This window comes from Nonomuraea sp. NPDC003754, from assembly GCF_053605785.1.
This window is the reverse complement of record NZ_JBSGJX010000006.1, coordinates 97981-110236: the sequence shown is the minus strand read 5'-3', so window position 1 is coordinate 110236 and position 12256 is coordinate 97981. Positions and strand designations below refer to the sequence as shown.

Genomic DNA, 12256 nt, shown 5'->3' with positions numbered 1-12256 from the left:
TACCGTGGGTCACCATGAGTGATGGCGCGCGGTTGCTGGTGGTGGACGACGAGCCCGCCCTGCGGGAGGCGCTGCAGTCGAGCCTGGAGTTCGAGGGGTACCTGGTCGCCGCCGTCGCCGACGGCCAGGCCGCCCTCGACGAGCTGGGCCGGCAGAGCTACGACGCGGTGCTGCTCGACGTGATGATGCCGCGCGTCGACGGGCTGACCGCCTGCCGCAGGCTGCGCGCGATCGGCAACCACGTTCCCGTGCTCATGCTCACCGCCAGGGACGCTGTCGGCGACCGCGTCTCGGGACTCGACGCGGGCGCCGACGACTACCTGGTCAAGCCCTTCGAGCTGGACGAACTCCTGGCCAGGGTGCGGGCGCTGCTGCGGCGCGGCTCGCTCGGCGGGCGCGGCGCGGGCGGCGCCGCGCTGGCCTTCGGCGATCTGCGCATGGACCCGGCCACGCGCGAGGTCACCAGGGGCGGCCGCCGTCTCGACCTGACCAGGACCGAGTACCTGCTGCTCGAGCTGCTGCTCGCGCACCCGCGCCAGGTGCTGACCAGGGAGCAGATCCTCACCGAGGTGTGGGGCTTCGACTTCGAGCCGACCTCGAACTCGCTGGACGTCTACGTGATGTACCTGCGCCGCAAGCTGGAGGCCGAGGGCGAGCCCCGGCTGATCCACACCGTCCGCGGGGTGGGCTACGTGCTGCGGGCCGCCGCGTGAGACGGCGCAGCCTGCGCTCGCGACTGACACTGCTGGTGACGCTGGCGGTGGCGGTCGCGGTCGCGGTCTCGGCGGTCGGCTGCTACCTCATCGTCAAGCACGAGCTGTACGTGCAGATGGACCGCACCTTCGACGAGCAGCGCATGAAGCCGCCCGAGGCCAAGCGGTACGACGTCGAGTGGCTGCTCAAGCACTGCCAGCCGACGGCCCAGAGCACCGGGCACTACGGCCGGCCGCCCCAGTCGACCATGGTCGTCTACGCCGACGGGCGGCCCAACTGCTACGTCGGCCCCGGCCTGACCGTCACCCCCACGGTGCGGCGGATCGCGGCCCAGGGCGGCTCGGACATCTTCAACGGCACCACCGAGCAGGGCAAGCCGGTCCGCGTCTTCGTCGAGAGCCCCGTGCCAGGAATGGCGATCATGGACAGCCGGCCGCTCGGCGAGCTACTGGGCACACTGCGCACGCTGACGTTCCTGCTGGCCAGCGTCGCCGCCATCGGCGTGCTCGGGGCGGCCTGCGCCGGCCTGCTCGTCTCCCGTACGGCCCTGCGCCCCGTCGGCCGCCTCACCGAGGCCGTCGAGCACATCGCCAGGACCGAGGACCTCAACACCACCATCCCGGTCAACGGCACCGACGAGATCGCCAGGCTCAGCCGGTCCTTCAACGCCATGACCGGCGCCCTGGCCGGCTCCCGCGAGCGCCAGCAGCAACTGGTCGCCGACGCCGGCCACGAGCTGCGCACCCCCCTCACCAGCCTGCGCACCAACATCGACCTGTTGCTGCGCAGCGAGCACACCGGCAGGGCCATCGACCCCAAGGCCAAGCAGCGCCTGCTGGTCAACCTCAAGGCGCAGTTCGAGGAGCTGACCACGCTGGTCGGCGACCTGCTGCAGCTGGCCAGGGGCCAGTCCGACCACGAGCCGCACGTCGAGCACGCCTTCCACGACGTCGTCGGCGCCGCCGCCGCCCGTGCCAGGCTGCGCGGCGCGGACGTCACCACCGACCTCGACCCCTGGTACGTCGTGGGCCACCCCTCCTCGCTCGAACGCGCCGTCATGAACCTGCTCGACAACGCCGCCAAGTTCAGCCCGGGCGGCAAGGTCGAGGTGGAACTGCACGGCGGCGAGCTGACGGTCCGCGACCACGGCCCCGGCATCCCGGCCGAGGAGCTGCCGCATGTCTTCGAACGCTTCTGGCGCTCCCCGTCGGCGCGCGGCCTGCCCGGCTCGGGGCTCGGGCTGGCCATCGTGGCGCAGGCCGTCCAGGAGGCGGGAGGACAGGTACGGCTCGACAACGCCCCAGGCGGCGGCGTGATCGCGCGTGTCGACCTGCCAGGATCGCCGGTTCTCACTCACCCTTAAGAGCGGCCCCAGTCACGTTCAAGACGCTGTCGCGACCGTGGACCCATGAACACTGCACTCAGGACGCGCCTGGTCGAGGTGGTCGTCCCGGTCCACAACGAGCAGCGGGCGTTGCCGGATTGCGTCGCCAGGCTGCACGAGCACCTCACCACGTCCTTCCCCTACGGCTTCCGCATCACGATCGCCGACAACGCCAGCTCCGACGGCACCTGGCGCATCGCCCAGGAGCTGGCCGCGCGCTACCGGGGGTGCGGGCCGTACGGGTGGAGGAGAAGGGGCGCGGCAGGGCGCGTACGCGGTGACACCGCTGGGCGCGCCGGTCAACGGGACCAACCCGACGGCGGGGCCGTCCGGTGACGCCGGCCGTCTGGGCGGCGCCGACGGGCCGCAGGGCGGAGTCGGGTCCCCCGGTGGGGACGGGCCTTCGGGCGCGGACGGTTTTCCGGGCGGGGAAGGCGCGCCCGGACAGGAGGGGACGCCGGGTCAAGGGACGCCGGGACGAGGGGCGCCGGGTCACGGGACGCCGGGACAAGGGGCGCCGGGTCACGGGTTGCCGGGACGAGAGGCGCCGGGACAAGCGGGGGAGGGGGCGACGCAGGGGCAGGACGGGCCGGCGGGACGGGCGGGCGGCGGCCGGATGCCCGGAGGCGGCGGTGGTCCGGGCTGGGAGGCCGGCGATGAGCTGACCGCCTACCTGGAGGCGCACCAGGACGGCGCCACCTGGCTGGTCGCGGTCGACAGCGCGGGGCAGGCGTCGTCGCTCATCCTGAGGACCGGCAAGCCGGCGACCTCGGGCGCCGCGTGACCTCCGGGTGGGCCCGGGATGCCCCGGCGACCTCGGGCGCCGCCCGCGCCGCGGCATCGGCTAGTCTTGGCCGGTGCGACGTGCGGACGGTGCCCGAGGCAGCAGGGCGGACCAGGCTGACCAGCGCAGGGCCGAGCTGCTGGAGGCCACGCGCAAGGTCGTTCTCGAACGCGGCCTGGCCAACACGAGGGTCGCCGACATCGCCAAGGCGGTCAACGTCAGCGGCGGGCTCATCCACTACCACTTCGCCACCAAGGACGAGCTGATCACCGCCATGCTGCGGGCCACGCTCGACATCGAGAGCGCCCGGCTCGACCAGCTGGTCACCGGTGAGGGCAGCGCCGTCGAACGCCTCGACAGGGTGCTGCGCTTCTACATCCCGCAGTCGCGCTCCGACCAGAGCTGGCTGCTGTGGATCGATGCCTGGAACACCGCGCTCAGGGAGCCGGCCGTCCGCAAGATCGTGCTGGAGCTGGAGACGACGTGGCTGCGCGCCCTGGAGCAGGTGATCTCCGAAGGGGCCGACACGGGCGAGTTCAGCTGTGAGGACCCGGCGGGCGCGGCCGAACGCATCGACGCGATGCTCGACGGGCTGATCATCCGCTACACGCTCCACCCGAACGTCCTGTCGCGGCCCCGGCTGCTGGAGCACGCGCACATGGCCGCCGCCCGCGAGGTCGGCATCTCGCCCGACGCGTTCGCCCGCTCCTCGTGAGCGGCGGGCTCCCGGGCAACGGGGCCTTCGCGAGCGGTGGCGCCGCTCGTTCAGGTTCGATCACCAGGGGGCGTTGCTGCACCAGCGGGAGCTGAAGTAGGTGTCCGGCGTGTCACCGTCCGACCCGCCGTCGTTGTCCGCCCACCAGTCCCATATGTACATCCCGGAGTTGGTGTCCCGCCAGTAGCCGCGGACGTAGTGGTTGCCCGTGTTGTGGGAGTGACCACGGGCATCGGTCATGGGATCTCCGCCGGGGCTGTCGTTGATCCGGATCCACCTCCACTCGCACCGGGTGTCCGCCTGCGCCGACGTGGTCCCACCCGCGACCATGACGCCGGCCAGCAACACGGCCGCGGAGCCGAGGGCGCTCCATCGTTTGAGTGTCCGCTTCATTTCTCTCCCCTTGGGTGAGGCGTTCAGGAAACGTGCGGTGCCGGGTCCGCCCATGGCGATCGACCCGCTCAGTATCCTGACAAGCGGTTGCGGAAGTCTTTACCGCAGCGTGCAAGATTCCTTGGCGATGAGCGCACGTGCGGGCACGAAGGGCGACACCGTCGGCGCGGCTTGATCTCACCCCGCGAGAGGCCGTCCCTGCTACTCCGGACCGCCGGTACGCGTTGTCGCACCCAGGTCGCCGGCGTGTGCCGCATGACGGTATTCCGAAGGGGACACGCCGTACGCGGAACGGAACGCGCGGCTGAAGTCGGCAGGAGTGGCGAAACCTCCGCGCCGGGCGATGGCGCTGATGGGCAGGGCGCGCAGCGAGGCGTCGCCGAGGTCCGCGCGACACCGTTCGAGGCGTCGCCGGCGGATCCGGCCCATGACGGTCTCGCCCCGCTGCTGGAAGAGAAGTTGCAGGTAGCGGACCGATATGTGGTGCTGGGCCGCGATGGCGGCGGGCGTCAGGGCCCGATCGGCGAGGTTGTGCTCGATGAAGGCGTGAATGCGCAACAGCAGAGACCGCTGGCGCGTCTCCGGCGGGAGGGCGTCGTCGGCGTCCAGGGCTTGGGCGAACAACGCGGACACCAGGTCGACCGCGACCGTCCCCAGCCGAGGCCCGTCGGACGGCCGGTACGCGTCGGTTCCTCTCGCCAGCTGTCCGAGGAAATGGGTCAGCAGCGCGCCGAACCCCTCCCTCATCGACAGCTTGCGCACGACCAGGGTGTCGAGCGATTTCCCTGGGAGGTGCAGTAACGCCTTGGGGATCTCCACCCCTATTCCCGCGTGCCGGCCGGGGACGTCACCGGCCTGGAACTCGGCGGGCCGCGAGGTGTCGAAAATGCATAAATCGTATGGGCCGTATTCGATCTCGTGATGGCCGCGAGTGGTCCTGAGAGGGCCTTTCGTGGGCAGCGACAAGTGCACACCCTCGGGGTCGGACTGGCGGATCAGCCGCGGGGTCCGGCGAAAGCGCATCGGCTTGAAGGCCGTCAACCAGACGGAGACGGCGCCGAGATCCAGCAGACGCTGAGCGGCCCAGAAGTCCTTCCGGTGATCGCTCTGCATGTCCAGGGGTGCGTGCGTCCGGTTGACGAGGTCGTGCCAGTGATCGAACCGATCCGCCGCGGGCACATCGTCACTCCGGAACACCGTCTCGGACAACATCTCCATCTCCTCCACGTCTGGTCAGGACTCGTACCGCCGAACCCCACGCTGCCCGCAGGCTCAGCGCGTCCGGAGCGCCCCACTGATGAGCTCCACCATCACATTTCCGGCAGAGCCGGTCGAGGGTCCCGCCGGCCGGTCCCGTGCCATGCCGGCCGTCCGTAGCAGGACCGGCGGCGAAGGCGCGGGAATCCGGGAGCGCGACAGCCGGGGAGAATCCGGAGCGGGACAGCAGGGGAGCGCGGTCAGGGGCGGCGGCCGGTGAAGCAGAGGAAGGCCGTCTGCGGGTCGGCGCCGGCCGGCGGCTCGATCTCCTCTCGGAAGGCGTCGGTCGCCTGGAGCGCGGCATAGTGCGGGCGCAGCGCCTCATGGGTCCTGACGACGGCCTCGAGGTCCAGCCGCTCGTCCCCGCCGACGGCACGGGCCAGGTCCCAGGTGTGCACCAGCAGTTCGAGCGCGCCCACCACGTCGGCCGCCCGCTCCACGGGGACGGGGCCGATCGGGCTGAACGGCAGCGGCGTGGCGGCCAGCTCAGGGTCGGTCAGTACGGCCCGCAGACCGGCCCTGGCCTCGGCGTACGCGGCGGCGAGATCGGCGTGCGGCTCGACCGGCGGCGCCTCACCCATGCCTGAGACCCGCACCCCGTGAGAGGGCCGGGGCGGAACGCCGCGCACGGCCGCGACGATGCCGCGATGCCCGTTGACGACGTGGGCCACGACGTCGCGGGCGGTCCATCCCGCGCAGGGACTCGCCAGGGCCCATCGGTCGGCCGGGGTCGCCTCGATGCGGGCCAGGAAACCCGCCGCGAGGCGGTCGACGCGGTCGGCGACATCGGACATGACTGCTCCGTTCATCGGTGTTCGTGAAAGATCCGGCGGAGGGCTTCATCGGTGTTCGTGGGAGATCCGGCAGAGGGCTTCACCGGTGTTCGTGGGAGATCCGGTGGAGGGCTTCATCGGTGTTCGTGGGAGATCCGGTGGAGGGCGCGGTCGCGCCGTACGGCGTCCGGGTGCGGGCCGTGCGGCGTCCGGGAGAGGAGCGCGCCCCGGCTCAGAGTGAGTCGAGGAGGTCTTCCAGGCCGCGGATGACCGCCGAACGCCAGCCGCCGCCCATGATCCTGCGGGCCCGCTGCTGGAGCGGGTTGTCCGGGTCGAAACCGTCGTGGCGCAGGAAGAGCCGGGTGCCCGTGCCCTCCGGCTCCAGCGTCCAGGTGATCGTCCAGTCGGTGTCGTCGGCCGGATCGGCGTCCCGCCAGCGCAGGCGGAGCATCCGCTCGGGCTCGAAGGCCAGCACCTCGGCCAGGACCGTGCCCGAGAACCCGGTGGAAGGCATGGGTACGGCCCGCATGACGTAACGGTGGCCGACCTCGAGCCGGAAGTCGCCGGGCATCAGCCACCGGGCCAGCAGGTCCGGCTCGGTCAGCGCCCGCCACACCTTGGCAGGGGGATGCGGCAGGAACTGGTCGAGGTGGAGGGCGGTGAGATCGTCGTCGCTCATGGCTCTTCGTCCTCGAGCCGGTCGAGCAGGTCGCGCAGCCCGGTCAGCTTCTCGCGCCAGAACCTCTCGAAGGGCGTGAGCCACTCCTGCACGTCGAGCAGCGGAACCGGCTCCAGCTGGTACAGCCGTTGCCGCCCTGCCTTCCGCTCGGTGACCAGTCCCGCCTCGCGCAGCACCCGCAGGTGTTCGGAGAAGCTCGGCCGGGACATCTCGAAGCGCCCGGCCAGCGCCTGCACCGGTCGCGGGCCCTCCTCCCTGAGCAGCCGCAGCACCTCGCGGCGCACGGGGCTGGACAGGGCCGCGAAGACCTGGTCCTCGGTCGTCCGTTCGGCGATCACGGCAGGTCGGCGGCCGGAGGGAGCGGCGCGGGGATCGGCGACGCGGTCGCGAGGGTGAACCCGGTCCGGGCCCTCTTCGTGATGTGCATGCGCCCACTATAGGTAGGAAATTTCCTACGTGTCACGTCTTCTGTGACCGGCGATGCGGAGAAGGAGGTTCGGCGAGGTCGCTGCTGCCCGTACGCCCGGATGACGGGCCTGTCCTCCAACGGCCGGGCGAGCGCCGGGAACGCGCCCGGAGCGCGAGGACCACGGCCAGGCCAAGGGCCACGAGGAGGGCCGCGACGGCGAAGGTCCAGTGAGTCCCGCGGGCCACCTTCGCCGACGCCGCCGTCGTGACCTCGCTCGTCCCTGAGGCGAAGGCGAAGATCGCGCCCATGACCGACGCGCCGGTGATGAGGCCCAGGTTCCGGGAGAGGTTCACCATGCCCGACACCAGGCCCCGCTGGTGCGGGGAGACGTCCTTCATGACCGCGGTGTTGTTGGCCGCCTGGAACAGCGCGTAGCCGGCGGTGACGGTTCCCAGCGGCAGGACGTATCCGAGGACACCGGCGGCCACGGGCATCAAGGAGAGCGCCGCCGTGCCGCCGATGACGCCGCCGAGCCCGACGATCACCATGGCCTCGGGCCCGAAGCGATCGGTGGCGCGGCCCGCCGGGACGCCGGCCAGGGCGGCGACCGCCGGACCGGCCGACATCGCCAGTCCCACGGACGCCGGGTCCAGCCCGAGCGCCCGGGACAGGTGGAAGGGGCCGACCACGAGGGTGGTCATCATGACGGTCGAGACCAGCGCGCTGGTCGTCAGGCCGGTGGCCAGGACGGGATCGCGGAACATCGAGAGGGTCAGCAGCGGGGAGGCGACCCTGCGCTCGATGATGACGAACAGGCCGAGGGCCGCCCCGGAGACGACGAGCAAGCCGATGGCCGGCGGGCCGAACGCCGTGGGTTCGATCGTCATGGCCAGCGCGTAGGCGCCCAGGGTGAGGGCCAGCAACGCCGTACCCGCGGTGTCGAACCGCCCGCGCGCGGCGCTCGTCGCAGGTGCGGACGGCAGTCGCAGCGTCAGCGCGAACGCGAGAAGGCCCAGCGGCACGCCGATGAGGAAGATCGCCCGCCAGCCGGACACCGCGATGAGGACGCCACCCAGGGAGGGCCCCAGCGCGGTGCCGACCGCCGACATCGTCCCCAGCAGCCCCATGACGCTGCCGGTGCGCTCCTTGGGCACGCTCTCGCCGACGAAGGCCATCGTCAGCGCCATCATGCACGCGGCGCCGGCTCCTTGGAGCGCCCGGGCGGCGACCAGGAGGGGAAGGTTCGGGGCCAGACCGCACAGCAGCGTCGCGAGCGTGAACACGGCGATGCCGCCGAGCAGGAGACGGCGCCGGCCGGCGATGTCGCCGAGCCGGCCGGCGCCCACGATCAGGGTCGTGACGGCCAGCAGATAGGCGATCACGACCCACTGGACCTCGTTGAAGGCGGCCTCGAAAGCCGCGGCCATGGCCGGCAGGCCGACGTTGGCGACGCTGGTGCTCAGCGAGGGCAGGAGCATGGACAGCGACAGCGCGGCCAGCGTCCAGCCCAGTGGTGGCCGGCGCGCCGGCGATGTCCGCCGCGGTTCGGTGCCCGCGGGTGTCGATCGTCTCAAGACAAAGCCTCTTCCTGGAGTGGGAGGGGGTCGTCATGGACGGTAGGCCCCACATCGGGCCTGGCGGAAGGCGCACAGATGGAAAGTCATATGTGCATGCAACGCCATATATGGGGCGGCCTGTGAGATCGTGTGCGCATGGCACGGCCCGATCTGAACCTCCTGGTCACCCTCGACGTCCTGCTCGAGGAGGGGAGCGTGACGCGAGCGGGAGAACGGCTGGCGCTCAGTCCTTCCGCCATGAGCCGCGCGCTCGCGCGGTTGCGAAGAGCCACCGGTGACCCGCTGCTCGTGCGGGCCGGGCGCGGGCTGGTGCCCACGCCGCGCGCCCTGGAACTGCGTGACCGGGTGCGCGGGCTGGTGCAGGACGCCGAAGAGGTGCTGCGGCCGGCCAGGACGCTCGAACTGGCGACGCTGGAGCGGACTTTCGTGTTGCGCAGCAGCGACGGGTTCGTGGAGCGGTTCGGACCCGCGTTGGTGGCCAAGGTCGGCACCGAGGCTCCTGGCGTGCGGCTGCGGTTCGTGCGGAAGACCGGCAAGGACACCGGTCCCTTGCGGGACGGCGGTGCCGACCTGGAGACGGGCGTCGTCGAACACGATCCGCCCCCGGACGTGCTGACCACGCCCCTGTTCACCGACCGGTTCATCGGGGTGGTGCGGAGCGAGCACCCGCTGCGCACCGGGAAGGTCACGACGGCCCGGTACGCCTCCGCCCGGCACGTGCACGTCTCGCGGCGTGGCCTGACCGAGGGGCTCGTGGACGAGGCGCTTCGCCCGACAGGCCGCCACCGGCAGGTCGTGACGGTCGTGGACGGCTTCAGCGCCGCCCTGGCACTGGCGAAGGCCTCGGACCTGGTCGCCACGGTCCCGGCGCGTCACACCGCGAACATGCGGCGCGGGATGTACTCCTTCGAGCTGCCCTTCCAGGCTCCCGAGGTGACGGTGTCGCTGCTGTGGCACGTCCGGCTCGACGCGGACCCGGCGCACCGGTGGCTGCGCGCCTGCGTGCTCGAGGTGTGCCGGCACGAGAGCGGACCGGAAGGGCCGGACGAGGAGCCCGGCCACCCGGGTCCCTCCCGACGGCTCCGCATCGGCGCGGTGGACTGACCGCGATCAAACGGAGGCGAGGCGGCGGAGCTCCCGGGGGGACACGCACAAGCGCCTCCCCGTCGCGGGGAGGCGCTTGGCGGACAGGTCAGTACTCGGTCGTGAGGCGTACGCCGCTGAAGTCGGACACGCCGTGCAGGCTGATGAAGTTGTCGGTGCCCGGCGCGAGGTCGGTCACCGTCAGGGTCTCGCTGTTGTCAGGGTTCGTGGACCGGCTCTGGTGGGCTTGGGTCGTGGCCCATGCGCTCTTGTTGAAATAGAGGTCGGCGTTTCCGCTGCCGCCACTCGCGGTGATCTTGAGCTGTGTCACCCCTTCGGGGATCCTGATGTAGAAGTAGGCGTAGTCGCCCTTGACCGCCGTGATGTCGGTGCGGGTGCAGTCACGGCCCATGGCTCTGGTGTCGGGGGCGCTACAGGGCGTGGACGGATCCTGCTCGCCGCCGCAGGCGCCCGCGGCGCACTCGGTGAGCCAGGCGTCGAAACCGGCGTCGTGGTCCAGGGACTTCAGGAACGTGCGGGCGGTGTCCCACTCGCCCTTGCGGTAGTGCCCCAGCAAGGTCGTCACCTCGGCCGGGTTCTTCTCGAACATGTAGCGCACCGCGAGGTAGCCCCACGGGTAGACGCGGGTCTGGCCGTCGCCGTACGCCGTGTCGAACAGCGTGCTCAGCCGGTAGGTGCGCTTGCCCGCCTCGGCGGCGGCGTTGGCGTTGTCGAGCTCGCGGTAGGAGTACGAGACGTACTCCGCCACCCCCTCGACCCACCAGACCGTCGGCGTCTTCATGCCTTCGCCGAAGTCGCCGAACATGTCGAACCGGCCGTCGAGGTAGTGGGTGTACTCGTGGTTGAGGTTCCAGATCTCGAAGTCGGGACGCGCCCACTCGGCCTCGTAGGCGATGAACCTGGGCTGGTTGCCTGCCGCGGCCGGGTCGCCCTCGAGGTACATGCCGCCGTTGTTGGTGTCGATGCCGTAGATCACGCCGGCGTAGGTCTGGTAGTCGGTGGAGGAGTTGAAGACGACCACCTCGAGGCTGGTGTTGTTGTCGTCCGCGACCGGCCCGGAGTCCTTGACGAGGTTGTGGAAGAAGGCGTCCTGGCTCTGGAGGCTGGTGCAGGCTCCGGCGAGCTGTTCGGGGGTGATCTCCTGACCCAGGATGCGCAACGACGAGCCGCAGGTGTGGGCGACCGGCAGCACTGCTTCCTTCACCCGCTTCTGCAGGTCACAGACTCCGTAGTCGCCGCAGTGGGCCTTGTCGTAGGCGTCGGCCATCTCGGCCAGGCCCACCCACAGCCGCGCGGTCGGCCCCGAGATCGAGGTCTGCCCGAGCAGCGAGATCACCTTCGGCTTGGCCGCGTCCAGCAGCGTGGCGTGCTGGAGGAAGCGGCCGAGTTCCCGGCCCGCGTTCGCGGTGAGGAACGCGGACTCCGTGCCGAGCAGATCCAGGTGCTCGGCGGCGAAGTCGTGCAGGGCGTCCAGCACGCTGGTGTCGGCCTGCACGGCCGTGACGAACTCCGGCACCTGGTGGCCGCGGAACAGCACGGTGAAGACCGAGTTGACCGCGTTGCGCATCCACCACAGCTCGTTGTAGGAGCTGTCGTAGGCCTTGAGGAAGCGCTTCACGACCGGCAGGAAGGCGGCGTTCTGCTGGGCGCTGTCGATCAGGACGATCGACTCGCTGAGCGTCTCACCGTTGGCTTCGGTGACGTCGCCCGAGTGGCTGTTGGCGAAGAACGCCTCGAGCGCGGGTCTGATCGCGTTCTTGAGCGCGTCGCCGTAGGGGCCGACGTCGTCGGGGTGGTACCACTGCACGAAGTAGCCCGCACGGAGGTAGAGCACGAGCTGCGCGGTCGACGTGCTGTTGTCACCGGGGTAGCCGGTGGCGTTGGCGCGGTAGGCGTTGGCGACCCAGACCATCTGGGACTCGGCGAAGGCGCCGCGCGCGTCGCCGCCGGTCAGGGTGAACAGGGTGTTGACGCACCTGGTGTCCGCCGCTTTGATCGCCGCCACCAGCGCATCGCCGGTCTTGCCGGTGAACTCCGAGATCACGCACTCGGCGGCGGCTTTCCTGCGCAGCGACGGCCGCTTGTCCGTCTTCAGCGTGTGGGGGGCGTCGTAGTCGCGGCGGGCCTCGTCGCCGGACGCGGGCAGCGGGGGCCGCTCGTCGACTGGCAGCGGCTTGGCCTGCCGATGGTCAGGTTCGCCGCCGAAGTCACGTACGGGCGGGGGGTCCGTTCGGTCCGCCGTCGCGACGGCGCGGGCCGGGGTGGGGGTGTGAGTCGCCGCGATCGCGGTGGCCGGCATGCTCTGCGCCGTCAACGTGATCAAGGCAGCGAGGACTAATGGGGTGGCGATCCGCATCACCGCTCCTGGGGGATTGGGGGTTGGTCCGTAGGGGTGCTGTTCGGGCCAACTTCACGGTGTGATATGTAAAATGTCACATTGGGTATGTCATGGCAAGTGTCAATTTAT

General features: G+C 71.0%; 13 protein-coding genes. 6 read left to right on the top strand and 7 right to left on the bottom strand.

Translation table 11 applies throughout. The features are described 5' to 3' along the window. Positions 1 to 14 precede the first annotated feature (14 nt). The 5 genes from ACWEVS_RS09970 to ACWEVS_RS09950 all read left to right on the top strand — a co-directional run bounded on the left by ACWEVS_RS09970 (position 15) and on the right by ACWEVS_RS09950 (position 3597). The gene (locus tag ACWEVS_RS09970; protein ID WP_452550888.1) at positions 15 to 713 is read left to right on the top strand and encodes a response regulator transcription factor; all 699 of its coding nucleotides are present in this window, start codon (positions 15 to 17) and stop codon (positions 711 to 713) included. Further along, on the top strand, positions 710 to 2077 hold the full coding sequence (locus tag ACWEVS_RS09965; RefSeq protein WP_449927366.1) for a HAMP domain-containing sensor histidine kinase: 1368 nt from the start codon (positions 710 to 712) through the stop codon (positions 2075 to 2077). The genes ACWEVS_RS09970 and ACWEVS_RS09965 overlap by 4 nt, the downstream gene beginning before the upstream one ends. Before the next feature lie 45 nt (positions 2078 to 2122). Then, the gene (locus ACWEVS_RS09960; RefSeq protein WP_452550885.1) at positions 2123 to 2434 is read left to right on the top strand and encodes a glycosyltransferase; all 312 of its coding nucleotides are present in this window, start codon (positions 2123 to 2125) and stop codon (positions 2432 to 2434) included. A 193-nt stretch (positions 2435 to 2627) separates the two neighbouring features. Beyond that, the gene (locus ACWEVS_RS09955) at positions 2628 to 2882 is read left to right on the top strand and encodes a hypothetical protein (RefSeq protein WP_452550883.1); all 255 of its coding nucleotides are present in this window, start codon (positions 2628 to 2630) and stop codon (positions 2880 to 2882) included. A 73-nt stretch (positions 2883 to 2955) separates the two neighbouring features. After that, positions 2956 to 3597, top strand: coding sequence for a TetR/AcrR family transcriptional regulator (locus ACWEVS_RS09950; protein ID WP_354907316.1), 642 nt, complete (start codon positions 2956 to 2958; stop codon positions 3595 to 3597). A gap of 60 nt (positions 3598 to 3657) precedes the next feature. Here ACWEVS_RS09950 and ACWEVS_RS09945 read toward each other — a convergent pair whose 3' ends face one another. From ACWEVS_RS09945 to ACWEVS_RS09920, 6 genes are all read right to left on the bottom strand, one after another. Continuing rightward, positions 3658 to 3990: a hypothetical protein gene (locus ACWEVS_RS09945; protein WP_449927375.1), complete on the bottom strand. Its 333-nt coding sequence runs from the start codon at positions 3988 to 3990 to the stop codon at positions 3658 to 3660. Between the two features lie 201 nt (positions 3991 to 4191). Continuing rightward, positions 4192 to 5202 (bottom strand): AraC-like ligand-binding domain-containing protein, encoded by a 1011-nt coding sequence (locus tag ACWEVS_RS09940; protein WP_452413938.1) that lies wholly within the window; start codon positions 5200 to 5202, stop codon positions 4192 to 4194. Between the two features lie 245 nt (positions 5203 to 5447). After that, positions 5448 to 6041, bottom strand: coding sequence for a TIGR03086 family metal-binding protein (locus ACWEVS_RS09935; RefSeq protein WP_452550881.1), 594 nt, complete (start codon positions 6039 to 6041; stop codon positions 5448 to 5450). A 211-nt stretch (positions 6042 to 6252) separates the two neighbouring features. Beyond that, positions 6253 to 6699, bottom strand: a complete 447-nt coding sequence (locus ACWEVS_RS09930) for an SRPBCC family protein (RefSeq protein ID WP_449927384.1) — start codon at positions 6697 to 6699, stop codon at positions 6253 to 6255. Continuing rightward, positions 6696 to 7037 (bottom strand): ArsR/SmtB family transcription factor, encoded by a 342-nt coding sequence (locus ACWEVS_RS09925; protein ID WP_449927387.1) that lies wholly within the window; start codon positions 7035 to 7037, stop codon positions 6696 to 6698. Before ACWEVS_RS09925 ends, ACWEVS_RS09930 begins: the two co-directional genes overlap by 4 nt. A 121-nt stretch (positions 7038 to 7158) precedes the next feature. Beyond that, complete coding sequence (locus ACWEVS_RS09920; RefSeq protein WP_452550879.1) at positions 7159 to 8682, bottom strand: MFS transporter; 1524 nt, start codon at positions 8680 to 8682, stop codon at positions 7159 to 7161. Positions 8683 to 8820: 138 nt separating this feature from the next. Here ACWEVS_RS09920 and ACWEVS_RS09915 point away from each other — a divergent pair, with 138 nt between their 5' ends. Beyond that, positions 8821 to 9789 (top strand): LysR family transcriptional regulator, encoded by a 969-nt coding sequence (locus ACWEVS_RS09915; protein WP_452550877.1) that lies wholly within the window; start codon positions 8821 to 8823, stop codon positions 9787 to 9789. Positions 9790 to 9877: 88 nt separating this feature from the next. Here the strand turns inward: ACWEVS_RS09915 and ACWEVS_RS09910 are convergent, their stop codons facing one another. Beyond that, complete coding sequence (locus ACWEVS_RS09910; protein WP_452550875.1) at positions 9878 to 12112, bottom strand: M9 family metallopeptidase; 2235 nt, start codon at positions 12110 to 12112, stop codon at positions 9878 to 9880. Positions 12113 to 12256: the final 144 nt, after the last annotated feature.

Bases quoted from the DNA above. Each gene is read 5' to 3' on its own strand.
- ACWEVS_RS09970 (WP_452550888.1), top strand. From the start codon at position 15: ATGAGTGATGGCGCGCGGTTGCTGGTGGTGGACGACGAGCCCGCCCTG.
- ACWEVS_RS09960 (WP_452550885.1), top strand. From the start codon at position 2,123: ATGAACACTGCACTCAGGACGCGCCTGGTCGAGGTGGTCGTCCCGGTC.
- ACWEVS_RS09945 (WP_449927375.1), bottom strand. From the start codon at position 3,990: ATGAAGCGGACACTCAAACGATGGAGCGCCCTCGGCTCCGCGGCCGTG.
- ACWEVS_RS09940 (WP_452413938.1), bottom strand. From the start codon at position 5,202: ATGTTGTCCGAGACGGTGTTCCGGAGTGACGATGTGCCCGCGGCGGAT.
- ACWEVS_RS09935 (WP_452550881.1), bottom strand. From the start codon at position 6,041: ATGTCCGATGTCGCCGACCGCGTCGACCGCCTCGCGGCGGGTTTCCTG.
- ACWEVS_RS09930 (WP_449927384.1), bottom strand. From the start codon at position 6,699: ATGAGCGACGACGATCTCACCGCCCTCCACCTCGACCAGTTCCTGCCG.
- ACWEVS_RS09915 (WP_452550877.1), top strand. From the start codon at position 8,821: ATGGCACGGCCCGATCTGAACCTCCTGGTCACCCTCGACGTCCTGCTC.